This window comes from Mesorhizobium huakuii (genome assembly GCF_030160235.1).
GTDB lineage: Bacteria > Pseudomonadota > Alphaproteobacteria > Rhizobiales > Rhizobiaceae > Mesorhizobium > Mesorhizobium huakuii.
This window is the reverse complement of record NZ_BSNY01000055.1, coordinates 134,964-158,446: the sequence shown is the minus strand read 5'-3', so window position 1 is coordinate 158,446 and position 23,483 is coordinate 134,964. Positions and strand designations below refer to the sequence as shown.

Here is a 23,483-nt window from a genome sequence, read left to right as displayed (position 1 = left end):
GTAATTCCACACATCTTTACATAGGCCGTAATCGAGCCTTCTCTTGGTCATCCGGACGGAAACATCCGCCGGGTGCGAGGAGGAAGTCATGGATTTCGACTATGTCATCGCCGGCGGTGGGTCCGCCGGCTGCACGCTTGCCGCGCGGCTGTCCGAAGATCCATCGAAAACCGTCTGCCTGATCGAAGCCGGCGGCGCGGGCAGCAACCTGCTTATCCGCGCGCCGGCAGGCATCATCGCACTGTTGCCGGGCCGGCCGAAGATCAACAACTGGGCGTTCGAGACGGTGCCGCAACAGGGTCTTGGCGGCCGCAAGGGCTACCAGCCGCGCGGCAAGGCGCTGGGCGGATCCAGCGCCATCAATGCCATGCTCTACACGCGCGGGCACCGCGGCGACTATGACGAATGGGCCGACCTCGGCTGTGACGGCTGGTCATGGGACGAGGTGCTGCCCTATTTCCGGCGGGCGGAAGGCAATCAACGCGGCGCTGATGCCCTGCATGGCGATGACGGGCCGCTGCGGGTTGCCGAGCAGCAGGCGCCGCGTCCGCTCTCCCGGGCCTTTGTCGAGGCCTGCGGCGAAAACCAGATCCGCCGCAACGATGATTTCAACGGCGTCGAACAGGAAGGTGCGGGACTTTACCAGGTGACGCAATTCTGGGGCGAACGCCGCAATGGCGAGCGCTGCTCGGCGGCCGCTGCCTATCTGCAACCGGCCATGAACAGGTCGAACCTTACCGTCATCACCGGAGCGCATGCCACGGCGGTCGTCCTCGACGGCAAGCGTGCCACCGGCGTGCGGTATCGCGCGGGGAAGAGCGAAGCCGTCGCGAAAGCCAGGCGCGAGGTGATCGTCTGCGGTGGCGCCTTCGGTTCGCCTCAACTCCTGTTGCTGTCGGGCATTGGCCCGGCTGCCGAGCTTGCCATGCATGGCATTCCGGTCATTCATGAACTGCCCGGTGTTGGCAAGAACCTGCAAGACCACCTCGATTTCATCATGGGCTGGACGTCCAGGGATGCCGACATGATGGGCATCGGCCTGCGCGGCCTGCCCGGCCTGGTGCGGCACATGCTGCGCTGGCGCAAAGATGGCGGCGGTATGATCGCCACGCCCTATGCCGAAGGCGGTGCCTTCCTCAAATCCGATCCAGCGCTGGAACGGCCCGACCTGCAACTGCATTTCTGCATCGCGATCGTGGACGATCATGGCCGCAAGCTGCATATGGGATACGGCTTTTCCTGCCATGTCTGCGTGCTGCGGCCGCATTCGCGCGGCGAGGTCGGGCTGTCGACTCATGATCCCTTTGCGCCGCCGCGCATCGATCCGCGCTTTCTCTCGGACGAACGCGATGGTGAGCTTTTGCTCAAGGGGGTCAGGATGATGCGCGGCATCCTGGAGGCGCCGGCGCTGGCCAGGTATCGCCACAAGGAAATCTACACCGCCGGCGTTTCGAGCGACGCGGAGTTGATGTCCCACATCCGTGCCCGCGCAGACACGATCTATCACCCGGCCGGCACCTGCAAGATGGGCGTCGACGAGATGGCGGTGGTCGATCCGCAATTGCGGGTCCACGGGCTTGAAGCCTTGCGGGTCGTCGACGCCTCGGTGATGCCGACACTGATCGGCGGCAACACCAACGCGCCGACCATCATGATTGCCGAAAAGGCGGCGGACATGATCAAGGCGGTCGCCTGACTTCGACACTGGTCGAACCAGAGAAGCTTCTTTCGTCCGTCGAGACGCGCCTCCGGCCGAGAAGGCCGGAGAACTGGTCATACCAATTTGGCGATTTTCGCTTTCCCTTTGACCCTCCTGCCCTTAGGATAGGGGACATTATTTCGTGATCCGAAATAAATATGGCCACAAGGGAGGAACCGGGAATGGCTGGCAAGAAGATACTGATGCTCGTTGGCGAGTTCAGCGAGGAGTATGAGATTTTCGTCTTTGAACAGGCCATGCATGCCGTCGGCCACACCGTGCATGTCGTCTGCCCGGACAAGAAGGCGGGCGATGTCTTGAAGACCTCGCTGCACGATTTTGAAGGCCACCAGACCTACACGGAAAAGCCCGGCCACGACTACATCCTCAACAAGACGTTCTCCGAGGTGGATCCGGCCAAGTATGACGCCGTCTACGCTGCGGGCGGGCGCGGTCCCGAATACATCCGCATCGACAAGCGGGTGCAGGCGCTGGTGCGGCATTTCCACGAGGCCGGCAAGCCGATCTTCACCATCTGCCATGGCGTGCAGATCCTGATCGCGGTCGATGGCGTGGTGCGGGGCAGGGAAGTGGCGGCACTCCACTATTGCGAGCCTGAAGTGACGCTCGCCGGCGGCATCTACATCGACGTCGCGCCGACCGGCGCCCATGTCGACGGCAATCTGGTGTCGGCCAAGGGTTGGCCGGGCCTGTCCAACTTCATCCGTGAGTGCCTGAAGGTGCTCGGCACCGAAATCCGCCATGGCGAGATACTTATGCGCGAAGAGCGCCAGGCGGCCTGAACAGGGGACTTCAGCCGCCGCGCCACGGCGCGGCGGTCGTCGTTCTAAATCGCCGCCCGTGCCTCGCGGAATGACACCAGCTTGCGGCGGTTCTCGTCCCACAATGCCAGTTTGACGCAGCGCAGGCTGTCGAGCAGCGTGACGCGACCAATGCCGCGCAATTCCGGATAATCGCGCAGCACTTCCTGCAGCCGGTAGCCCGGCACCTTGGCGGAGAGGTGGTGGACGTGATGGACGCCGATATTGCCGGTGAACCAGTTCAGCACTGGCGGCAGGTCGTAATAGGACGAGCCGTGCAAGGCGGCATGCTGGAACTCCCAGTCGTCATCCTTAGCCCATTCCGTCTCCTCGAACTGGTGCTGGACGTAGAACAGCCAGATGCCGGCCGAACCGGCGAGAATGACGATCGGCAGATGGACGACCAGGAACGCACCGGGGCCGACGGCCCAGATAAGCAGGGCCGCCGCAAGCGCGATGGCGAGGTTGGTGGTCATCGATGATACCCACGGCGTCAGGCCGCCGCGCATCATGCCGATGGGCAGTCTTTGTGAGAAGATGAACAGCCAGATCGGTCCCAGCCCGAACATCACCAGGGGATGGCGATAGAGGCGGTAGGCGAGGCGCCCGCGCCAGGACAATTGCCGGTATTCGGCAACCGTCAGCGTCCTGATGTCACCCATGCCGCGCTCGTCGAGATTGCCGGCGCTGGCATGATGCGTCGCGTGGGCGCGCCGCCAGCAATCGTAGGGTGTCAGCGTCAGGACGCCGAGCGCACGGCCGATCCAGTCGTCGGCGTAGCGGTTGGCGAAGAAGGAGCCGTGGCCGCAATCGTGCTGGATCATGAAGATGCGGACCAGGAATCCGGCGGCCGGAAGGATCAGGATCAGTCCCCACCAATGGCCATAGGCATAGGCGGCCGAGGAGAGCGCCCAGAGCGTGGCGAACGGAATGAGGGTGATGGCGAGTTCGACGGCGCTGCGTCGCCGGTCCGGCTTCTTGTAGCGCGCCAGGATCTTCAACCAGGCGCGCTTGCTGTTGGCGGCCGCTTCGGGGGAAATCATGTTCATCAGGAAGCATAGGCGCGGCATGTGGCTACCGCAAGGCAGCCATCACGCAAAATTACTGTGCGTAATTGTCGCGTAAAGAGCGAGGAGAGCTACTGCCGCCGCAATCTGGCGTCGCCAGCCTCGGTCCGGTCGAGGCGGTCGAGCAATTGCCTGAAGCGGTCGTGAGTATCGGCTTCGATACGGAAAGCCGGCAAGGTACGCAGAAAACGCGTCATCGCCTCGGCACCGAACTGGCGCCTGACTTCGGCGGCGAGCCTTTCTCCATTTTCAGCCTTGTTGCGGGTCATCATTTCAGAATCCTGTGTCGGCTCCGAAACTCCTCTGGCAAGGGAATGGTTCCCACATCACGCTTCCGTGGCAGGCCCAGCCGGCAGTCATGGTAAAATTTGAATTAAAATCGAAGTATCGCAGTTGATCGCCGCCCGGACCCGGCCACAGGCCCAATGGTCGCTTACCCCTTGATTTTTGGCTGCCAAACCTCGATATCGGGCACAAAATCCATACCATTCGAGATGACGGGAAACGGCGATGAGCGACCAGACAAAAGACGAACGCGCGCCCAGTGAAGCCGAGGCGGCCGAGGCCAGTGCCGAGCGCACGGAAGGCAGCATTGACGGCGACTATGAAGCGCTTGTGCGGCTGCTGAAGGAAAATGAAGAGCTGAAGGACCGCGCGCTGCGCGTCGCGGCCGAGATGGAGAACCTGCGCCGCCGCACCGCCCGCGATGTGCACGACGCGCGCACCTATGCGGTTGCGAATTTCGCTCGCGACATGCTGTCGGTGTCGGACAATCTGCGCCGCGCGCTGGATGCCATTCCGGCGGAGGCCAAGGCCTCGGGCGACGCCGGCTTCAAGGCGCTGATCGAAGGCGTCGACCTGACCGAGCGCGCCATGCTGTCGGCGCTGGAACGGCATGGGGTCAAGAAGCTCGCGCCGGAAGGCGAGAAGTTCGACCCCAATTTCCACCAGGCCATGTTCGAGGTGCCCAATCCCGATGTCCCGGCCAACACCGTCGTCCAGGTCGTGCAGCCGGGCTATTCGATCGGCGAGCGCGTACTGCGTCCGGCCATGGTCGGCGTGGCCAAGGGCGGCCCGAAGATTGCCGCGGAGGCGCCGGTGGAGCCGGGCCCGGTGAATGAGCAGGCGGAGAAGGATGCGTAGTTAGGGATTAGGCAGTAGGGCCGTAGGCAGTAGGGAATAAGGCAGCCGTATCAATCGTGCGGCTTGCTATTTATGCCTATTCCCTAAACTCTACCGCCTCATGCCCTTGAACCCCATCGCCCTTCTCGACTATGCCGGCGTCGCCGTCTTCGCGGCGACGGGGGCGTTGGCTGCCTCGCGCAAGCAACTCGACATTATCGGTTTCCTGTTCCTGGCCAGCGTCACCGGTATTGGCGGCGGCACGTTTCGCGACCTCATCCTCAATGTGCCGGTCTTCTGGGTGGGAAACCGCGACTATGTGCTCATCTGCGCCGTGGTGGCCGTCCTTGTCTTCTTCACCGCGCATCGCGTCGAATCCCGATACAAGCTGCTGCTGTGGCTCGACGCCATCGGGCTGGCCGCCTTTTCGGTGATGGGCGCGGCCAAGGGCCTGGCAATCACCGGTTCACCCGTGGTTTCGATCATTACCGGCATGCTGACCTCGACCTTTGGCGGCATATTGCGCGATCTGCTGGCCGGCGAACCATCGGTGCTGCTGAGGCCGGAAATCTACGTCACGGCCGCCCTGGCCGGCGCGGCCATCTTCACACTCGGCGACGTCGCCGGATTGCCGCAGATCGTTTCAGGCTTGGCCGGCTTCGTCGTGGCGCTCGCCGTGCGTGGCGGCGCGCTGCGTTTCGGCTGGTCGTTTCCGTCCTACAAGAGCCGGCCTGGCCGGCGGCCGGAGGATATTCCTTGAATCAGGCCTTCGCTGCCTGCCAAGCGTTCATCAGCTTTTTGGGCGCCTGTCGGATCCATGTCTGTTCGAGCCGATGGCGCAATTCTTCGGGCGGAATTCGACTCAACCTGACAAGGATCGCCGGCCAGCCCTTATAGTGATCCGTCTCGAAATAGATTGCGGGCGCCGCTTCCAGCAGCATCTCTTTCTCGTCGAGCGGGCACATCAGGACGACCGTGTCGGCGTCCTTGACGCGGGCAAGCAATTTCTTGCCAACCTTCAGCGCCGGCGTCCCATAAGATGTCGTTTCGATGATGTCCGGCAAGCCGCTCGCAGCACGTCGCAATGCTTCGAAAACGGTGGAAAGCTCGTCGCTCACCGTTTCACGCTGCGAAGCGCTGCGCTTCCCCGCCATAATAGTTGACGTAGCGGGCGCCGATCTCCTTGACCGGCATCACCACGAAGACGTCGACGGTCGAGAATTCGCGGTCGATGACGCAGCCGTCGCCGATGCGGGCGCCGACCCTCAGATAGCCCTTGACCAGAGGCGGCATCGCCGCGATCGCGGCCTTGGTGTTGACCGCCTCGATCGGCATCAGGTCCATGGAGCAATAGCGCCCGGACACCGCGCGCACATCCCAGGCCGAATTCGTGCGGCAGTGATGGGCAAGATAGGTGAGCGCCTCGGCATGCGCCGCCGGCACGGTGCCGGGGAAGGAAGCACAGCCGGTCATTACGCCGATTTCGTAGTGGTTGATGTAGGCCCAGATACCTTGCCACAGCGCCTCGATGGTGCGCTTCGAGCGGTATTCCGGCAAAACGCAGGAACGGCCGAGTTCAAGGAAACGCTGGCCGGGATGGCGGGCGATGAGCTTGGTCAGCTCGAATTCGCCTTCGGAATAGAAGCCCCCGGCGGCGGCCGCGATCTCTTGCCGCAGCAACCGGTAAGTGCCGACGATGCGGCGGTGTTCGGGGCCGGAAATCGAATTGTCGAAGACGAGCAGATGATCGCAGAGCGGATCGAATCGGTCGGCGTCGCGACGGTCCTGCACCTGGAACAGGTCCTTGCGGGCGCCAAGCTCGTCGTAAAATACACGGTAGCGCACTTCCTGCGCGGCCGCGATCTCGGCCTCGTTGCGGGCAAGCCGCACTTCGAGATTGCCGATACGACCAAGCGCTGCGCCTTTTATGACGGAATCGACATTACGTCCGGCGAGCAAGGCGCTGCTGGCGTTCGGCCGCGTGTCACATTCCGGCATAACTGTATGCACGAGTGATTCTCCTTCGAGCCATCCCTCTTGGCACGGGGATACGGTGTAGGTGCAACAGGATTGTGACAGTACCGTGATAAGGCGCCGCGGGCAATACTTCGTCGGCTGGCGAAAACGGTCAACCGGCTACGTTAGGTGAGAACGGGCGAGGCATGTCTCGTTTGCACGGGTCAAGTCGCCGCGCCTCAAACCCTTGTTTTCGTGGATGTCGCCCTCGGCGGATCGAGGCCACTTTGGGCCGGCATGGATCAGCCGCCAAGCCGGAAAAAAAGCGGATCAAGCCGCAACCTGAGCCTCGACGGCGTTGACAAGCGCATCCGGGTCGAGTGGCTTGGTGACGAAGCCGCTGGCGCCGTGGGCAAGCACCGCGTGGCGCGTCTTTTCCTGGCTGTCGGCAGACAGCACCATGATCGGCACGGGCGGCGCCGATGTCTCTTCCTCGTGGCGGCGGATCGCGGCGATGGCGTCCAGCCCGTCCATGACCGGCATATGCAGGTCCATCAGCACCACGTCGAAGCGATGCTTGTGCCCGGCGCTGGTGACGGCCTCGACAGCGGCCTTGCCATTGCCGACAACCTTGACGCGGTGCCCCGCCTTCAACAGCGTGGCGCGGGCCAGCATGGCATTGATGTCGTTGTCTTCGGCGATCAGCACGGACAGGCCCTGCTGACGGTCACTCGAGGCGCGAAGCGCTGGGGCGCGGCGCTTTTCCGGCTGGGGTTGGGCAAGAGCCGGCGCATGGCTGGTCAAAAGAACACGCAATAGTGTTCCTCCGCGCACCGGCCGGGCCAGGAAGGTCGCATAGCCGCTGGCGCGGAACTCGCCGAGCATGCCGCGGTCGGTCGGTGCGATCAGCGTGATGGCTTCGCAATCGGAAAAGCCGCCTTGGCGCAACCGCTTGAGCACTCTCCCGTCGCTCTCTTCCATGGCCGCGTCGACCAGAAGCACGTCGCAGCCCTCGGCGAGAGGCACGGCCTGTGCCACGGTGGTGGCGATGCCGGCCGTGCCGCCATTGGCGCGGATGGTGCGGGCAATGGCGTCGGCCTCGACGGCGTTCCTGGACAGGATCACCGCGCGCCTGCCGGCAAGCACGTTCTGCCGGCCCTGCGGCGCTCCGGTGGCCTCCGTGGCCGGAATTTCGAAGACAAATTCCGACCCTTGGCCAAGCCGGCTGGATACCGAAATCGTGCCGCCCATGGCAGCCACCAGCCGTTTGGAGATGGCAAGTCCGAGCCCCGCCCCGCCATGCGCGCGCGTCGAGGTGCCGTCGGCCTGTTCGAACTCCTCGAAGATGCGCTCCATGTCCTCTTCGCGCAGGCCGGGACCGGTGTCGGTGATGGTGAAGCAGATGCGGTCGCTGGTCTCGGTGCGGGCGCGCGCGATGCTGACCAGCACGCCGCCGCCGTCGGTGAACTTGATAGCATTGCCGATCAGATTGAGCAGCACCTGCCTGACCCGGCCCGGATCGGCTGTGATCAATTGCGGTACATCCGGTTCGACGTGGCAGCCGAGGCCAATATCCTTGGCGAAGGCGCGCGCGGCGAGCAATTCGATGATGTTGTCGGCGATTTCGCGCACCGACATGGGCTGCGGTTCCGGATCGAAGCGACCGGCCTCGATCTTGGAATAGTCCAGCAGGTCCTCGATCAGGGCGAGCAGGGCGCTGGCCGAGGTCGAGATGGCGCCGACATAGGTCTGCTGCTCCGGCGACAGGCTGGTATCGGCGAGCAGCCTGGCCATGCCCATGATGCCGTTCATCGGCGTGCGGATTTCATGGCTGACCGTGGCGAGGAAGCGCGATTTTGCCTGGCTTGCGTACTCGGCGCGCTCGCGCGCGGTGATCAGCGAGGATTCTGCGCGCTTGCGGGCGGTGATGTCGCGGGCGATGGCGCGATGCGAAACCGCACCGCTTTCCTTTTCGCGCACCGACAGCTCGATCCAGGAGAACCAGCGCGGGCCGCCCGGCGTGCGGATGGCGACATCGGTGGAACTCAGGCACTCATGGTCTGAAAAGGCGGCGTCGGGGACGATGCCGACCTCGATGCCAAGTTCGGCCAGGGTCTTGCCGGCAAGATCGCGCTGATCGGTTTCGACCAGATCGGCGAACACCTTGTTGGCATAGACGATGTAGCCGTCGCGATCGCGATGGATGACGAGGTCGCCCAGCGCATCGATGAGACCGCGAAAGCGCTCCTCGCTCTCCTGCATTTCCCACATGCGGTCGGCCAGCGTCTCGATCTCGGCGCGGCTTCGGGCGGTGGTCTCGTCCAGCAGCACCACTGTACGGTGGACGCTGCGTCTGGCATGGAGATGCATGGCAAGGCCGGCGAGGCCGGTTGCCAGCAAGGCGAGGCTGATGAAGATCGGCGCACCGGTCAGATGCGCGAGGCCTGCCAGGACCATGATGGCGACGAAGGTGAGCAGCGGCAGGCCTTCCCGCCTGGCCAATTGCTGCTCGGGCACCAGCGGCGGCGCGGCGATGAACCGCCGCGTCGCCGCTGGCGCGGCAACCGCATCGACATCGTCGCCCTTGTCTGCCTGTCGGCTGTCGGATTCCGCGATCATGCGAAACCCTTGCCAGACAGAGATTATGGAAAATTGCGGCGGATCGTTCGAATTTTAGCGGATAGGGCGTTTTTGCCCCGGTAGCGGCGGATTCGCCACCGGATTTGGCGACCTGTCCGCTGGCTGGAGCCCGCTAGAGCGTTTCACCGTTTCATGGAAACGGCGAACCGCTCTAACTCTTTGTTTTGACGCAATTCCTGACGGAAAACCGCTCACACTTTTCCTGGAATTGCTCTAGGCCGGCTTACATGTCGACGACGACGCGACCGCGGATCTTGCCGTCGACGATGTCGCGTGCGGCATCGATGATGCCGTCGAAGCCGATGGTCGTGGAAAGGCTGGCGAGCTTCTGCAGGTCGAGATCGGCGCCGATGCGCCGCCAGGCCTCGAGGCGCACGGCTTTCGGCGCCATCACCGAATCGACGCCGAGCAGCGAGACGCCGCGCAGGATGAAGGGAGCCACGCTCGCCGGCAGGTCCATGCCGCCGGCCAGGCCGCAGGCCGCGACCGCGCCGCCATAGGAAGTCATCGACAGCACATTGGCCAGCGTGTGGCTGCCGACCGAATCGATGCCGCCGGCCCAGCGTTCCTTGGCCAGCGGCTTGGCGGGCTGGCTGAGCTCGTCGCGCGAGATCACCTCGGCGGCGCCGAGATTGATCAAATAGGGGCTTTCGGCATTGCGTCCGGTCGACGCAATGACGTGGTAACCCAGGCTGGACAGGATAGAGACCGCGACTGAACCCACGCCGCCGGCAGCACCCGTCACCACCACCGGGCCGCGATCGGGCAGGATGCCGTGCCGCTCCAGCGCCATGACGCAGAGCATGGCGGTATAGCCGGCGGTGCCGACCGCCATCGCGTCATGGGCGCTGATGCCTTCCGGCAGCGGCACCAGCCAGTCCCCCTTGACGCGGGCGCGCGCGGCATAGGCGCCGAAATGCGTCTCGCCGACACCCCAGCCATTCAGGATGACCTTGTCTCCCTTGCGCCAGTCGGGATTGGAGGACGAGATGACCGTGCCGGCGAAGTCGATGCCCGGCACCAGCGGCCAGCGGCGTACCACCGGCGCCTTGCCGGTAATCGCCAGCCCATCCTTGTAGTTGACCGTCGTCGCCTCGACCGCGACGGTGACGTCACCCTCCATCAGGTCGGCTTCGGTGAGGTCGGTCACGGCGACCGACTGTTTCTTGTCGGCGTCGCGCGAGACGAGAATGGCTTTGAAGGTTTCGGACATCTTTGTTCTCCGCGAACTTGCTTGGCGTCCTGGACTGTGCGGCGACGGCCGCGTGGGGTCAATCTTTGGAAGACTTGGCGTTCGAAGGCTTGGCGTTCGAAGGTTTGGGCTCGCGGCGCCAGCCGATGAGTTCGTCGAAGACGACCAGGGCCGCACCTACGGAAATGAAGGCGTCGGCGAGGTTGAAGACGGCAAAGGACCAGACCGGCGTGTGGAACAGGATGTAGTCGATGACGTGGCCGTAGACGGCACGGTCGATCAGATTGCCCAGCGCGCCGCCGATGATCAGGGCAAAGCCGGTGCGGGCGATGACGTGGCCCGATGGCGTGCGGGTGGCGAGGTAGAGCACGAAAGCCACGACCAGAACGGCGATGACCACCAGGCCGGTGTCGCGGAAGGAGGAGAACATCGAGAAGGCGATGCCGGTGTTGTAGGTGCGAAACAGCGCCAGGAACGGCACCAGATCGAGCTTTTCCTGGAAGGGCAGGCCGGTCTCGACCAGATGCTTAATCCACTGATCGAGCGCGATGGCCGCGACGACAAGCAGCGCGTAGGGGGACCATGATTTCACGGGCGGGCAACCTTCATTGCTAGTCGGCGATTGGTTCGAGCTTCAGCGCGCCGCGCCGGATCTCGAACAGCATGATGCCGGTGGCGACGGCGAGATTGAGCGAATCGGCGCGGCCCGCTTGCGGAATCCTGAGCAGCCGGTCGCAACTCGCCGCCAGGCTTTCGGGCAGGCCCTGCTGCTCATTGCCCATCATCAGCAGCACCGGCCCACGGGAAAAATCGACCGAGCGGTAGTCGACCGCGCCTTTCAGATGCGTGCCGGCGACAAGGCCAGAAAAGCCGCCGCGCCAGGCAAGGAAGGCCTCGGTATTTGCCTTCGCCACCGGCACGGCGAAGATCGAACCCATGGTGGCGCGCACCGTCTCCACGGAAAACGGATCCGTGGTGTCGCCGACCAGGATGACGCCCTTGGCGCCGACGGCATCGACGGTGCGGATGACGGTGCCGAGATTGCCGGGATCGCGCACCCGGTCGAGCGCCACCCAGACATCGCCATTGTCGGCGCGGATATCCCTGAGGGCGAGGAATCTCTGCGAAAAAACGCCGACCACCATTTGCGGATTGTCGCGGCGGGTGATGGCGACAAGCACTTTTTCCGACACTTCGAGCACCGTGCCGCCGGCGGCAACCGTGCGCGCCGCGACCTTCTCCACCGCCGGGTTGCCGCGCCCGGCCTTGGCGAACACCAGCGTCCTGATCTGCCAGCCCAAGTCGAGCGCATCGATGACCAGCTTCAGCCCCTCGGCCATGAAGGCGTTCTGCTGGTCGCGGAATTTCTTCAGGGCGAGCGCCTTGATGTCCTTGATCAGCGGATTGGCGAGGCTGGTGACTTCCTTCACCTGGCCGGGTGCGCCGACATGCCGTTCGTTCATTTAGGCCACCCAACGCGAAAACAATGAGGTCGAAAGCGCCCTGCCGGCGGACTTTTCGCGGATGATCAGTTCACCCGATTCAACCCTGCCACCCATGCCGGCGAACGTGTCGCGCATCAAAGCGTGGATGGCGAAGAAGGAGGCGCGGATCGAATAGGCGGTCAGCACCACGGCAAGCGGCTTTGGGGTCAGGATCGCGCGGCACAGGTCGGTCAATGCCGGCAGGTCATCGAACAATTGCCAGACCTCGCCTTTGGGGCCCCGGCCATAGGCCGGCGGGTCGAACAGGATGATGTCGTAGCGGCTGCCGCGACGTTCCTCGCGCTCGGCGAACTTCACGGCGTCGTCGACGATCCAGCGGATCGGCTTGCTGCCGAGCCCAGCCATCTCCTGGTTTTCCCGGGCCCAGCCGATTGCCTTCTTCGAGGCGTCGACATGGGTGACCTCGGCGCCGGCGCGGGCCGCCACCAATGAGGCGAGGCCGGTATAGCCGAACAGGTTGAGCACCTTGACCGGCCGCTTCGCCGCCGCGATCAGCCCGGCCATGTGGTCCCAGTGCGAGGCCTGCTCGGGAAAGACGCCGACATGGCGAAACGAGGTGAAACGGCCGAGATAATCGATGCCGTCATGCTTCATCGGCCAGGTCTCGCCGAGCGGCGTCTTCGGGAAACGCCAGCGGCCGATGCCTTCCTCGTCGGTGTCGCCGGTGAAGATGGCGTCGGCACGCTCCCAGTCCTTCGCCGGCAAGGCCTTCTGCCAGATCGCCTGGCCCTCGGGCCGCACGATGCGGTAGGGGCCGTATTGTTCGAGTTTCTGGCCGGCGCCGCTGTCGAGCAGCGCGTAATCGGCATTGGGCGCCACTTCGAGAATCAGCGGAAGCTGCTCGGCCGGCAGGGCGCCGTCGCGACGGGCAAGGATGCGCGGCGCGGATTTCGGTTCGGGCTGGTTATCCGGTTTCGCCTCACGCGGCTCGCGCGGCCTGGCGTCGGGCCGCCCACGCGTCTCGTGCGGACGCACCTCTCCGGTTCCGCTTTTCGCGGTCGGGCGGTTGTCGCGGCGTTTGTCGCGAAAAGACTTCAAGCGGGAGCATCTCCGAGCGGCGTGCCGCTTTTGGCATGAGGAAAGCGGCGGTGCAACCAAGTCTGCCACCGCCAACTCTGCTGTTCATGTCGGCCAGCGGTGGACCAATGTCAAAGAAACGGGCAAATCTGCCTCATGTCCCGCTCCGAACGCCTGCTCGACCTCATCCAGTGCCTGCGCCGGCATCGCCGGCCGGTGAGCGGACAGTTGCTGGCCGATGAACTCGGGATTTCGATCCGCACGCTCTACCGCGACATCGCCACGCTGCAGGGGCAAGGCGCGCCGATCGAGGGTGAGGCGGGGCTGGGCTATGTGCTGAAACCCGGCTTCATGCTGCCGCCGCTGATGTTCACCGACGAGGAGATCGAAGCCATCGTGCTCGGTTCGCGCTGGGTTGCCAAGCAGCCGGACCAGCGTCTTTCGGCCGCCGCCGCCAATGCGCTGGCCAAGATCGCGGCCGTGCTGCCGGACGATCTGCGCGAGGATCTCGATGCCTCGACGCTGCTTGTCGGTCCTGCCATGACGGCCATTGAAGACATAGACCTCGGCACGGTGAGGCAGGCCATCCGCAACGAGCGAAAACTCGGCTTTCTCTATCGCGACGCTGGGGGTGCCGCTTCGCAACGCGTCGTCTGGCCGTTCGCGCTCGGCTTCTTCGACAAGGTGCGGGTGGTGGTGGCGTGGTGCGAGATGCGGCAGGATTTCCGGCATTTTCGCACCGATCGCATATCCGGCCTCGATGCCATCAATGCGCGCTATCCACGCCGCCGCCAGGCGCTGCTCAAGGAATGGCGGGCGACGCTCGACAAGCCGAGCGGCTCGTGAGGCTACTGCCAGAATCTGACAGTATGGTATCTTAAGTTCGCCAAGTCGATACGTTGAAACAGCTTGGAGAGCAGATATGCCCACCCCGAATTTCGTCATCCTCTACGTCGATCAGCCGCTCAAGAGCGGCGCCTTCTACAGCGCGCTGCTGGGTCGCGAGCCGGTCGAAAGCGCGCCGACCTTCGTGCTGTTCGTGCTCGACAACGGCTTCAAACTCGGCCTCTGGTCACGCCATACGGTGGAGCCGGCGGCGGCGGCGGCCGGTGGCGGCGCCGAGATCGTGTTCGCGCTGGAGACGCCGGATGCGGTTGACGCTACCCATGCCGACTGGTCGGGGCGCGGTTTGAAGATCCTGCAGACGCCGACCGATATGGATTTCGGCCGCACTTTCGTCGCGCTCGATCCAGACGATCACCGCCTGCGCGTTTACTGGCTGTCCGACGGGCAACAGGCCGATGGGGAACAGGTATGAGCGCGTATTGGATCGCGGTCGCGTCGGCGCAGCATGTGCGGCGCGGCCGGAAGGACGGCTTCATGCAGGTCAATCACGGCAAGGCGGCGCCGCTGCGCCGCATTAAGCCGGGCGACGGCATCGTCTATTATTCGCCGACGACAATTTTGGGCGAAAAGGACGGCCTGCAGGCATTCACGGCAATCGGCACGGTGCGGGAAGGAGAGCCCTATCAGGGCGATATGGGCGGTGGCTTCACACCGTTCCGCCGCGATGTCGAATGGGTGACGGCCGAAGAGGCGCCGATCAAGCCGCTGCTCGACCGGCTGGACTTCACCGCCGGCAAGTCGAACTGGGGATATCAGCTGCGCTTCGGCCTGTTCGAACTCACCGACCACGATTTTCAGTTGATCGCGGAGGCGATGGGTGCCGCGAAGACGCTTGCCGAGGCTAGGGCTTGAAAGCCTTGTAGACAGCAATGCCGGCGGCAAGGTCCTCGAGCGCCGCGCCAACCGACTTGAACAGCGTGATCTCGTCGGCGCTCTGGCGGCCCTTCCCCTGGCCGCGCGCCAGTTCGTGCAGATCGGCGACGATGGCGTCCGGCTTCAGCACGCCGGAGGCCAATGGCTGGACGATGTCACCAGCCTCCTTGGTGGCGCCGGCGCGAGTGTCGACATAGACGCGGGCGCGGACGATGGCGTCATCATCGCTTTCGCGCATCGTCGGGGTGAAGCCGCCGACCAGGTCGACATGGGTTCCCGCCCGCAACAGCGCGCCCTTGATCAGCGGCGTGGTGGTGATTGTCGCCGAGGAGATGATGTCGGCCTCGGCAAGCTCGGCATCGAGATCGAAAGCGGCGCTGGCGGCGAAGCCCTCGGCGCGCAAATCGGCCGCGACTTTCTCGGCGTTTGCCGGGGTGCGGTTCCAGATGCGGATGGTTTTGATCGGCCGAACCGCCGAATGCGCCTTGGCCAGGAACGGCGACAGGGCGCCGGCGCCGACCACGAGCAGCCGCGAGGCATCGTCGCGGGCGAGGTAGGATGCAGCCAGCGCGGAAGCACAGGCGGTGCGCCACTGCGTCAGCCGCTGGCCGTCGATCAGCGCTTCCGGCTCGCCGGTTGCGCCATCGAGCAGGAGATAGAGCCCCATCACGGCGGGCTTGCCGACAGCGTTGTTGTCGGGCGAGACGGTGACGATCTTGACGCCGATATGGCCACCGGATGACGTGCCGGCGGCGTTGAAATCAGTCCATGCAGGCATCAGCAGCAAGGTCGAGGCCGCACCATCAGGCCGTTCGACCGTGTGATGATGCCTGACAGGTTGCACCGCACCCTCGCGGAATGCCGCCCGCAATGTTTCGACCAGGCCGGAAAAAGTCAGCGCACGGTCGACCTCGGCGGCCGAAATGGTCAGCATGAATAGCTCCGTGGAACGAAGGGCGCCGGTCGGCTCAATTGGTCGGTTTTGGCAATGCCGACCCTTGGGCCGATCCCGGGGTTGCTCCTTGTGGTGCCGTTGGCACGCGGCTGACTGCCTGGCGCAGGTTTTCCGCCTCGACGCCGCGCTGGCGCGCCAGCTTGCGGTAGCGGCCCTGCTTGACCCAGGTCGCCAGGCTGCCGACGATCATGCCGATGGCAAGCGCCAGGAACAGAAAAATGAACAGCGGCAAGGTGAGCGTCAGCTTCGGATTGCCGGGATTGAACGGGTCCAGCGTGAAGGCGACGAGTTCGCGGTTGGCGACCGCCAGCGCGATCAGGATGATCGCCAGGGGCACGAAGACCACGATGAGCATGAAACGATTGAGCATTATGTATGTTTTCCGTCGGAAGCCGGCGCCGAAGCCGCGCCTACTTGCCGCCGTTCAGCCTTTCGCGCAGTTCCTTGCCGGTCTTGAAGAACGGCACCCATTTCTCTTCGACCTCGACGGATTCGCCCGTGCGCGGGTTACGGCCGGTGCGGGCGGGGCGGTTTTTCACCGAAAAAGCGCCGAAGCCGCGCAACTCGACCCGGTTGCCTTCGGCGAGGGCGTCGGTGATCTCGTCGAAGATCGCGCCGACGATGTTTTCGACGTCGCGCAGGAAAAGATGCGGATTGCGCGTGGCAATAATCTGCACAAGTTCGGACTTGATCATCAGACGGGTCCCCGTGAAAGCAGTTCGGTCGAAATTATGAGGATGATTTTATTGGCTTTTTCAGCTGTCCCAAACCGCGCTCAAGGGTGCCAGACAGAAACGAGGCCGTCAAGAAACAAGCGGTCGGCGCCAAGTTCGTGGATGACATCACTGCTGTAGTCCGGCAGACCAAGCGCGCTGCCGACCGTTTTCACCATGGCTTTTGACCACAGGAAGCTGCCGCGCCGGTCCGTGTCCTTCCATTCGACCACCTTGAGCTTGGCGTCGACACCCTTGGTCGCCAGCCAGTCGATTGCCTCGGTTTCGCCGCCGACGGCGTCGATCAGCCCGTTGGCGACACCCTGGCGGCCGGTGAAGATCGATCCGTCGGCAAGCGCCAGCGCCTGTTCGTGGGTCATCTTGCGGCGTTCGGCGACGATGCCGACAAACCAGTCGTAGCTGTCGAGGATGAGCTTGCGGACCATCGCGCGCTCGTCGTCATTGGTCGGCTTGAAGGGAGAGGGCGAAGCCTTGAGCGGCGAGGATTTCACCTCCTCCAGCTTGATGCCGAGCTTGTCCATCAGGCCGCTGACGTCAGGATACTGGATCAGCACGCCGATCGAACCGACGATCGAGGTCTTGCGGGCGACAATGTGGTCGGCCGCGCTTGCGATCATATAGCCCGCGGACGCGGCGAACGTGCCGACTTCGGCCACGACCGGCTTGTCGGCCGCCACCTTGCGCACTTCCTCATAGATCGATTCACCGCCGACGGTGGTACCGCCGGGTGAATCGATCGCAAGGATCACGCCCTTGACCTTCGACGACTTGCGGATGTCTTCCAGCCGCTTGATCAGTTCCTCGTCCTCGGTGATCGTGCCTTCGATCCTGACCTTGGCGATATGGTCGACAGTCGAGCCGCCAAGATCGTCGCGATAGAACCACGCCGACAGCGCGATCACCCCGAGGGCAACGATGCCGATGGCCGTAACACGCCAGAATGTCAGCTTGCGCCGCAAACGGCGGCGGTCGATCAGGTCGTCGGCTCTCAATGCCATGGTCAGCCTCACAGTCGGCGGGAAGAGACGCTTTTAGACCATGATGCCTTCATCGGGAAGCAGTTCCGTCTCGCCCATGGCGCGGCAATCCGCCCGCGACGATCCCAACGCTGTCAGTTTTGTGACTGGCCTGCGCAAGGGACGCGAGGTAAGGGGAGGAACAGCGGCGATGAAAAAAGGGCGCGAGGGCGCCCATTTCTGCTATGAAGTACCGGCTGTTGTGCCGACCTCGTTTTCGTTTGTACAACCACAGTTGTCACATTTTTGCGGTTTTCGTGGGCTTGTGCTTGCTTGAGAGTGCCGGCCCCCCACCTATAGGCGGTGTTCCCTGGCGGGCAGGGTCTGGAAGAAAGCAGTCATGTTAGCGCGATCGAATGAACCGACCAGCCCCGAGACGGAGTTGGCTCCCCGGGCGGATGACTGGACGCGGGGCGATGCGTTTGACCGCGCCCAGCGTCATTCGCGCCGGGTGCGCGTGCTCAAATTCGCCGTGCCCCTGGCCGCGGCGCTGATCGCCGTCGCCTTCCCGGTCTATTCCTATCTGGCCGCACCCGTCTCCGTCGCGGTGCAGTCGGAAGGCGCCGCCTTTTCCAACGGCAAGCTGGTGATGGCCAATCCCAAGCTCAACGGTTTCACCAAGCAGAAGCAGCCCTATTCCATGACAGCCCTGCGCGCGATCCAGGATGTCAACACGCAAGGCATCATCGAGCTCGAAGGCATAGACGCCAAAGTGCCGGTCGGGCCGGACAATGTCGCCGCGATCAAAGCCTCGCACGGCATCTACGATCGCGACGGCAATACGATGAAAATGACCAGCGACGTCGTGATCACCACGACCGACGGCATGCAAGCCAAGTTCAAATCGGTCTTCCTCGACATGGGCAAAGGCACTATGAAGACGGACGATCCCGTCGACGTCAGCAGTGGCGGGTCGCAGATCACAGCGGATTCCCTGTCGGTCCAGGACAATGGCAAGATCCTGGTGTTCGAGAAGAGGGTGCGCGTCAACATCGATCCCGCCAGCGTGAAGGCGGCTGAGGCAAAGGGCGAAGAAGCGAATGTGGCACAATAGTTCGACACGGCTTGCGGCCGCAACTTCGGCGCTGCTCCTGCTGGGCCTTGTGCCGTCGCTGGCGCAGTCGGGTGCCAGCAGCCAGGTGTCCGGGCTCAAATTGTCCGGCGACAAGCCAATCCAGATCGAAAGCGACAAGCTGGAGGTGCGGCAGGCTGAGAACGTCGCCGTGTTCACCGGCAACGTCACCGTCGTCCAGGGGCCAACCCTGCTCAAGGCCGGCAAGATGATGGTCTATTATGTCAAGGATCCAAAAGCGGCCGCCAAGGGTACCGAAGCGGCGGGTGCCGCGATGACCGGTTCCGCCAACATCGATCATCTCGAAGTCAGCAGCAAGGTTTACATCAAGTCGGATGACCAGGTTGCGACCGGCGACAATGGCACCTTCGACATGAAGACGCAGGTGCTGGTCCTGTCCGGCAAGGAAGTGGTGCTGTCGCAAGGCCCGAACGTGCTCAAGGGCTGCAAGCTGACCGTGCAGATGAAGACTGGCCTGGCGAACGTCGATGGTTGCGGGGGACGTGTCATCATGTCGATGACTCCGCCGAAATCGGATGCGCCAAAGGCGGGAGCGACGAACCCCTGATGGCCAGCCTGTCATCGCTGACGGCGCGTCTTCCGGGACGCGCCGCAGCCAAGGTTTCGGCTCCGGCCACGATCACCGTCGACAAGACGAAGTTCAAGGGAACCTTGATCGCCAAGGGCCTGACCAAGAGCTACAAGGGCCGCAAGGTCGTCAGCGGCGTCACGCTTGGCGTGCGTGCCGGCGAGGCCGTCGGGCTCCTTGGCCCCAACGGCGCCGGCAAGACGACCTGTTTCTACATGGTTACCGGCCTGGTGCCGGTGGATGAAGGCACCATCGAGATCGACGGCTTCGATGTCACCTCCATGCCGATGTACCGCCGTGCGCGCCTCGGCATCGGCTATCTGCCGCAGGAGGCGTCGATCTTCCGCGGCCTCAATGTCGAGCAGAATATCCGCGCGGTGCTCGAAGTGGTCGAAAAGGACCACAAGGTGCGCGAGCGCAATCTCGATGAGCTGCTCGAGGAATTCCACATCAGCCATCTGCGCAAGGCGCCATCCATGTCGCTCTCCGGCGGCGAGCGGCGGCGGCTGGAAATCGCACGCGCGCTGGCGACACGTCCGGCCTACATGCTGCTCGACGAGCCCTTCGCCGGTATCGATCCGATCGCCGTCGCCGATATCCAGCAACTGGTGCGCCATTTGACGGCGCGCGGCATCGGTGTCCTCATCACCGACCACAATGTGCGCGAGACGCTTGGGCTGATCGACCGTGCCTACATCATCCATGCCGGCCAGGTGCTGACCCATGGCCGCGCCGACGAAGTGGTGGCAAACCCCGATGTGCGGCGGCTTTATCTCGGCGAGGGTTTTACGCTCTGATTTTTTCTCCCGCGCGATGCCGGACCGAAACCGTAGCCATCTGTCCTAAAATTGCCTTGGGCGTGAAATTTGTTTCCTGGCACGATTTTTTGCGTGTCGCGGGCTGATTTTCCGCGATTTTGCTCCGAGATAACGCTCCGGTAAGCGGCTTTTGCTAGGCTTTGCCTTGACAAGCAAAAGCCGGGCCAGTTTCTATGACCGGCCGCGAAATTCATTTCCGGCAAGTCCGGACGCGTAGAGGAGGCGTTTGAAACCGAACCATGGCGTTGGCGGCGAAACTACAGCTTCGACAATCGCAGTCGCTGGTGATGACGCCGCAGCTGATGCAGTCGATTCGGCTGTTGCAGTTCACCCATGTCGAACTCGAGCACTTCATCGACGAGGAGATCGAGCGCAACCCGCTTCTGGAGCGCGCCGAGCCGCAGGATGACGCCGCGAGCGACCAGGCGCAGAAGATCGAGGCAGAGCCGCAAGCGGCCGCCGAGGGCGACTGGTTCGAGAACGAGGCGGGGTGGAGCGCCGAGGCGATCTCGGAGAAACTCGATACGTCGCTGGAAAACCTGTTTCCCGACGATCCCGGCACCAGCGAGCGGCTCGGGCCCGACCTGACTGCGCAATGGAAATCGGCTTCCGGCAATGGCGGCGGTTCCTCGTCCGAGGGACTCGACGCCGGCGACATGGCTGCGAGCGCCATCACCTTGCGCGACCATGTCGGCGAGCAGATCGCGCTCGCCTTCGTCGATCCCGCGGCGCGGTTGATCGCCGGCGAACTCGCAGATGGCCTGGACGAGGCCGGCTATGTCAGGGCCGATTTCGAGGAGATCGCCGCGCGTCTGGGCACCGACGCAGCGAGCGTCGCCAAGGTGCTGGCGGTGTGCCAGACCTTCGAGCCGACCGGCCTGTTCGCCCGCGATCTTGCCGAATGTCTTTCGCTGCAGCTTGCGGCGCGTGACCGGTTCGACCCGGCGATGAAGGCCCTGGTCGCCAATCTCGAGCTTTTGGCGCGGCGTGATTTCCAGACGCTGAAGCGGATCTGCGGCGTCGACGAAGAGGATCTGCTCGACATGCTGGCAGAGATCCGGGCCCTCGATCCGCGCCCGGGCATGGCGTTTTCGGGCGGCGCCAGCGACGCCATCGTCGCCGATGTCGAGGTGCGCGCGGCCAATGACGGCAGCTGGACCGTCGAACTCAATGCCGAAACACTGCCGCGCGTGCTGGTGGACCATATCTATTTCGCCCAGGTGTCGCCGCATGCGAAGAACCAGGCGGAAAAGGATTTCCTCGCCGAATGCCTGCAGAACGCCAACTGGCTGACGCGCAGCCTCGACCAGCGGGCAAAGACGATCCTCAAAGTGGCCTCGGAAATCGTGCGCCAGCAGGATGCGTTCCTGGTCCATGGCGTGCGTCAGCTGAAGCCGCTCAATCTGCGCACGGTCGCCGATGCCATCGGCATGCACGAATCGACCGTCAGCCGCGTCACCGCCAACAAATACATGCTGACGCCGCGCGGCGTGTTCGAACTGCGCTATTTCTTCACCGCCTCGATCGCCGCGTCGGGCGGCGGCGACGCGCATTCCTCGGAAGCGGTGCGTGACCGCATCAAGCAGCTGATCGACGAGGAGAAACCCGTCGATGTCCTTTCGGATGACGCGATCGTCGACATGCTCAAGGAAAGTGGCGTCGATATCGCCCGGCGTACGGTGGCCAAGTATCGGGAAGGCATGAATATTCCGTCGTCGGTGCAGCGCCGGCGCGAGAAGCGGGCGCTCGCCAGCGCCGGGCGCTAGGGGGCTTACGATTTTCCACAGCTTTCGAGCTTCATTGACAAGCCGCGGGGAAGTGGCTAGAAGCCCGCCCGCATGAGACGGGCCCGATGCCCGCTAGCGGATGGTCCGTCACGACAATGGCCTCGGGACGGTCAAAAAGGCGGCTTGTGATCAACCGGAAAGTTCGGATTTAAATCGGCGCGAGTGACGCCGCAAAGCTTGTGCGCACGGATCACGAGTATAAACTCGGGCCAGTTTGAAGCCTGAGCAAGGAAGGTCAGTTTTCAGATGAATCTGCGCATATCGGGAAAACACATGGATATCGGCGATGCGTTCCGCACACGCATCAACGATCGTGTCGGCGAAGCGATCGGCAAATATTTCGATCGCGGCTTTGCGGGACACGTCACCGTCATCAAATCGGGCTCGCGCTATTCGGCGGATTGCATGATCCGGCTGGATTCCGGCGCCTCGCTGCAGGCCACGGGCGACGCCCAGGATCCGACGCTGGCCTTCGAGGCCGCGGCCGATCGGCTGGAGACCCGGCTTCGGCGCTACAAGCGCCGTCTCAAATCGCACAATTCGGGCAATGCCAATGGCGAACTGACCGACATCGCCTACACGGTGATGGCGCCGCTTGCCGATGACGACGAGGAGATCCCGGAGGATTTCGCGCCGGCCATCGTCGCCGAATCAACCATGACGCTGAAGACCATGTCGGTGGCCTCTGCGGTCATCGAGCTCGATACCAAGGACAGTCCGGTGTTCGTTTTCCGCAACGCCGGAACCGATCATCTCAATATCGTCTATCGCCGGCCCGACGGAAACATTGGCTGGATCGACCCGTCCACGACCAAGGTCGCACAGGGATAAAGCCAGCCGCACGAGGGGTGGGGACTGGCCACGGCAGGCGAACAAGGGATTTTCAAGCATGGATCTGAGCGATCTTATCAGCGTTCCGGCAATTTTGCCGGCGTTGAAGGCGAACTCCAAGAAGCAGCTTCTGCAATTGCTTTCCGAACGGGCGGCGGCGATTTCGGGCATTCCGGAGAGGGAAGTGTTCGACACCATCCTGCAGCGCGAGCGGCTGGGCTCGACGGGCGTCGGCAATGGCATCGCCATTCCGCATGGCAAGCTCGCCGGCGTGAAGCGCATCGCCGGTGTTTTCGCCCGGCTGGAAACGCCGGTCGATTTCGAGTCGCTGGACGACCAGCCTGTCGACCTGGTGTTTCTGCTCCTGGCGCCGGAAGGGGCGGGCGCCGATCATCTGAAGGCCTTGTCGCGCATCGCGCGCGTTCTGCGCGACGCCGACACGGTGGCCAAGATCAGGGGGACGCGTGACGCCACGGCGATCCACGCGCTGTTGTCGGACACGCAGGCCTCGCACGCCGCCTGAAGCTGGATTTTGAAAAGACTGCCAAGGGCCGCCGGGAGCGGCCCTTTTCGTTTCTGCCAACCGGTCGCTTTTAGTGAATGGCGACGGTGGTCAGGTCGTTTTCCATGGCGCCGGCCAGTGCGCGATCACGCGCGTCGGAAAGCAGGATCGGCTGGCCATTGGCGGCAAACAGCGCCCACAATTCCAGGCCGGGCGCGATTTCACCGATGTTCGGGAAGCGGCCGAGCAGGTCGTCGCTCGAGACCTTGCGCAGATAAGCGACCGAGCCTTCGCCGAGATGGGCGAATTCACCGCTGGTCATGGTGATATTCTCGTCAGTTCTGGTCATTTCAAGCCTCCTTGGCGCGAGGACGCCGCTCA

27 protein-coding genes are annotated in these 23,483 nt (G+C 63.6%); 13 read left to right on the top strand and 14 right to left on the bottom strand.

Annotation, left to right across the window (positions count from 1 at the left end; all coding sequences use genetic code 11):
* Positions 1 to 88 precede the first annotated feature (88 nt).
* Together QQK95_RS29385 and QQK95_RS29380 are read left to right on the top strand one after the other, a co-directional pair.
* Positions 89 to 1,696 (top strand): GMC family oxidoreductase, encoded by a 1,608-nt coding sequence (locus QQK95_RS29385; protein WP_284277900.1) that lies wholly within the window; start codon positions 89 to 91, stop codon positions 1,694 to 1,696.
* A 185-nt stretch (positions 1,697 to 1,881) separates the two neighbouring features.
* Positions 1,882 to 2,502, top strand: a complete 621-nt coding sequence (locus QQK95_RS29380) for a DJ-1/PfpI family protein (RefSeq protein WP_284277899.1) — start codon at positions 1,882 to 1,884, stop codon at positions 2,500 to 2,502.
* A gap of 44 nt (positions 2,503 to 2,546) precedes the next feature.
* Here the strand turns inward: QQK95_RS29380 and QQK95_RS29375 are convergent, their stop codons facing one another.
* Both QQK95_RS29375 and QQK95_RS29370 read right to left on the bottom strand, forming a co-directional pair.
* A complete protein-coding gene (locus QQK95_RS29375; protein ID WP_284277898.1) occupies positions 2,547 to 3,569 on the bottom strand; it encodes a fatty acid desaturase in 1,023 nt (340 codons plus the stop codon).
* 89 nt (positions 3,570 to 3,658) lie between these two features.
* Positions 3,659 to 3,859, bottom strand: a complete 201-nt coding sequence (locus tag QQK95_RS29370) for a hypothetical protein (RefSeq protein ID WP_284277897.1) — start codon at positions 3,857 to 3,859, stop codon at positions 3,659 to 3,661.
* A 238-nt stretch (positions 3,860 to 4,097) separates the two neighbouring features.
* Between QQK95_RS29370 and grpE the strand changes: the two genes are divergently transcribed.
* A complete protein-coding gene (grpE, locus tag QQK95_RS29365; protein ID WP_284277896.1) occupies positions 4,098 to 4,730 on the top strand; it encodes a nucleotide exchange factor GrpE in 633 nt (210 codons plus the stop codon).
* A 106-nt stretch (positions 4,731 to 4,836) separates the two neighbouring features.
* The gene (locus QQK95_RS29360) at positions 4,837 to 5,469 is read left to right on the top strand and encodes a trimeric intracellular cation channel family protein (protein WP_284277895.1); all 633 of its coding nucleotides are present in this window, start codon (positions 4,837 to 4,839) and stop codon (positions 5,467 to 5,469) included.
* Between the two features lies 1 nt (position 5,470).
* Here the strand turns inward: QQK95_RS29360 and QQK95_RS29355 are convergent, their stop codons facing one another.
* The 7 genes from QQK95_RS29355 to QQK95_RS29325 all read right to left on the bottom strand — a co-directional run bounded on the left by QQK95_RS29355 (position 5,471) and on the right by QQK95_RS29325 (position 13,040).
* Complete coding sequence (locus QQK95_RS29355; protein ID WP_284277894.1) at positions 5,471 to 5,827, bottom strand: MmcQ/YjbR family DNA-binding protein; 357 nt, start codon at positions 5,825 to 5,827, stop codon at positions 5,471 to 5,473.
* Between the two features lie 4 nt (positions 5,828 to 5,831).
* The gene (gene olsB, locus QQK95_RS29350; RefSeq protein WP_409371716.1) at positions 5,832 to 6,719 is read right to left on the bottom strand and encodes a l-ornithine N(alpha)-acyltransferase; all 888 of its coding nucleotides are present in this window, start codon (positions 6,717 to 6,719) and stop codon (positions 5,832 to 5,834) included.
* Positions 6,720 to 6,995: 276 nt separating this feature from the next.
* On the bottom strand, positions 6,996 to 9,284 hold the full coding sequence (locus tag QQK95_RS29345; RefSeq protein WP_284277893.1) for a hybrid sensor histidine kinase/response regulator: 2,289 nt from the start codon (positions 9,282 to 9,284) through the stop codon (positions 6,996 to 6,998).
* A 244-nt stretch (positions 9,285 to 9,528) separates the two neighbouring features.
* Positions 9,529 to 10,518 carry an acrylyl-CoA reductase (NADPH) gene (gene acuI, locus QQK95_RS29340; RefSeq protein ID WP_284277892.1) on the bottom strand — a complete coding sequence of 330 codons (990 nt, stop codon included), beginning with the start codon at positions 10,516 to 10,518 and terminating at the stop codon, positions 9,529 to 9,531.
* Between the two features lie 58 nt (positions 10,519 to 10,576).
* Complete coding sequence (gene lspA, locus QQK95_RS29335; RefSeq protein WP_284277891.1) at positions 10,577 to 11,089, bottom strand: signal peptidase II; 513 nt, start codon at positions 11,087 to 11,089, stop codon at positions 10,577 to 10,579.
* 19 nt (positions 11,090 to 11,108) lie between these two features.
* The gene (locus QQK95_RS29330; RefSeq protein ID WP_284277890.1) at positions 11,109 to 11,960 is read right to left on the bottom strand and encodes a TrmH family RNA methyltransferase; all 852 of its coding nucleotides are present in this window, start codon (positions 11,958 to 11,960) and stop codon (positions 11,109 to 11,111) included.
* Positions 11,961 to 13,040 (bottom strand): class I SAM-dependent rRNA methyltransferase, encoded by a 1,080-nt coding sequence (locus tag QQK95_RS29325; protein WP_284277889.1) that lies wholly within the window; start codon positions 13,038 to 13,040, stop codon positions 11,961 to 11,963.
* Positions 13,041 to 13,175: 135 nt separating this feature from the next.
* Here QQK95_RS29325 and QQK95_RS29320 point away from each other — a divergent pair, with 135 nt between their 5' ends.
* From QQK95_RS29320 to QQK95_RS29310, 3 genes are all read left to right on the top strand, one after another.
* Positions 13,176 to 13,865, top strand: coding sequence for a helix-turn-helix transcriptional regulator (locus QQK95_RS29320; protein ID WP_284277888.1), 690 nt, complete (start codon positions 13,176 to 13,178; stop codon positions 13,863 to 13,865).
* 76 nt (positions 13,866 to 13,941) lie between these two features.
* Complete coding sequence (locus QQK95_RS29315; RefSeq protein ID WP_284277887.1) at positions 13,942 to 14,337, top strand: VOC family protein; 396 nt, start codon at positions 13,942 to 13,944, stop codon at positions 14,335 to 14,337.
* Positions 14,334 to 14,777 carry an EVE domain-containing protein gene (locus QQK95_RS29310; RefSeq protein ID WP_284277886.1) on the top strand — a complete coding sequence of 148 codons (444 nt, stop codon included), beginning with the start codon at positions 14,334 to 14,336 and terminating at the stop codon, positions 14,775 to 14,777. Before QQK95_RS29315 ends, QQK95_RS29310 begins: the two co-directional genes overlap by 4 nt.
* Here QQK95_RS29310 and lhpI read toward each other — a convergent pair.
* The 4 genes from lhpI to sppA form a co-directional block, all read right to left on the bottom strand.
* On the bottom strand, positions 14,767 to 15,732 hold the full coding sequence (gene lhpI / locus QQK95_RS29305; protein WP_284277885.1) for a bifunctional Delta(1)-pyrroline-2-carboxylate/Delta(1)-piperideine-2-carboxylate reductase: 966 nt from the start codon (positions 15,730 to 15,732) through the stop codon (positions 14,767 to 14,769). The two genes, QQK95_RS29310 and lhpI, sit on opposite strands and share 11 nt — an antisense overlap.
* 34 nt (positions 15,733 to 15,766) lie before the next feature.
* A complete protein-coding gene (locus tag QQK95_RS29300) occupies positions 15,767 to 16,123 on the bottom strand; it encodes a DUF1049 domain-containing protein (protein WP_284277884.1) in 357 nt (118 codons plus the stop codon).
* Positions 16,124 to 16,163: 40 nt separating this feature from the next.
* Positions 16,164 to 16,448 (bottom strand): integration host factor subunit beta, encoded by a 285-nt coding sequence (locus QQK95_RS29295; protein ID WP_006200394.1) that lies wholly within the window; start codon positions 16,446 to 16,448, stop codon positions 16,164 to 16,166.
* A gap of 80 nt (positions 16,449 to 16,528) precedes the next feature.
* On the bottom strand, positions 16,529 to 17,485 hold the full coding sequence (gene sppA, locus QQK95_RS29290) for a signal peptide peptidase SppA (RefSeq protein WP_284277883.1): 957 nt from the start codon (positions 17,483 to 17,485) through the stop codon (positions 16,529 to 16,531).
* 358 nt (positions 17,486 to 17,843) lie between these two features.
* Here sppA and lptC point away from each other — a divergent pair, with 358 nt between their 5' ends.
* The 6 genes from lptC to ptsN all read left to right on the top strand — a co-directional run bounded on the left by lptC (position 17,844) and on the right by ptsN (position 23,123).
* Positions 17,844 to 18,557 carry an LPS export ABC transporter periplasmic protein LptC gene (gene lptC, locus QQK95_RS29285; RefSeq protein WP_284277882.1) on the top strand — a complete coding sequence of 238 codons (714 nt, stop codon included), beginning with the start codon at positions 17,844 to 17,846 and terminating at the stop codon, positions 18,555 to 18,557.
* A complete protein-coding gene (locus tag QQK95_RS29280) occupies positions 18,544 to 19,143 on the top strand; it encodes an LptA/OstA family protein (protein ID WP_284277881.1) in 600 nt (199 codons plus the stop codon). Before lptC ends, QQK95_RS29280 begins: the two co-directional genes overlap by 14 nt.
* Entirely contained in the window at positions 19,143 to 19,961 is an 819-nt protein-coding gene (lptB, locus tag QQK95_RS29275; protein WP_284277879.1) for an LPS export ABC transporter ATP-binding protein, read from the top strand. Before QQK95_RS29280 ends, lptB begins: the two co-directional genes overlap by 1 nt.
* Before the next feature lie 260 nt (positions 19,962 to 20,221).
* Positions 20,222 to 21,748: an RNA polymerase factor sigma-54 gene (gene rpoN, locus QQK95_RS29270; protein WP_284277877.1), complete on the top strand. Its 1,527-nt coding sequence runs from the start codon at positions 20,222 to 20,224 to the stop codon at positions 21,746 to 21,748.
* 267 nt (positions 21,749 to 22,015) lie between these two features.
* Positions 22,016 to 22,600 (top strand): ribosome hibernation-promoting factor, HPF/YfiA family, encoded by a 585-nt coding sequence (hpf, locus tag QQK95_RS29265; protein WP_019861195.1) that lies wholly within the window; start codon positions 22,016 to 22,018, stop codon positions 22,598 to 22,600.
* A gap of 58 nt (positions 22,601 to 22,658) precedes the next feature.
* The gene (gene ptsN / locus QQK95_RS29260; protein ID WP_010911486.1) at positions 22,659 to 23,123 is read left to right on the top strand and encodes a PTS IIA-like nitrogen regulatory protein PtsN; all 465 of its coding nucleotides are present in this window, start codon (positions 22,659 to 22,661) and stop codon (positions 23,121 to 23,123) included.
* 70 nt (positions 23,124 to 23,193) lie between these two features.
* Here ptsN and QQK95_RS29255 read toward each other — a convergent pair whose 3' ends face one another.
* Positions 23,194 to 23,451 carry a BQ00720 family protein gene (locus tag QQK95_RS29255; RefSeq protein WP_284277874.1) on the bottom strand — a complete coding sequence of 86 codons (258 nt, stop codon included), beginning with the start codon at positions 23,449 to 23,451 and terminating at the stop codon, positions 23,194 to 23,196.
* Positions 23,452 to 23,483: the final 32 nt, after the last annotated feature.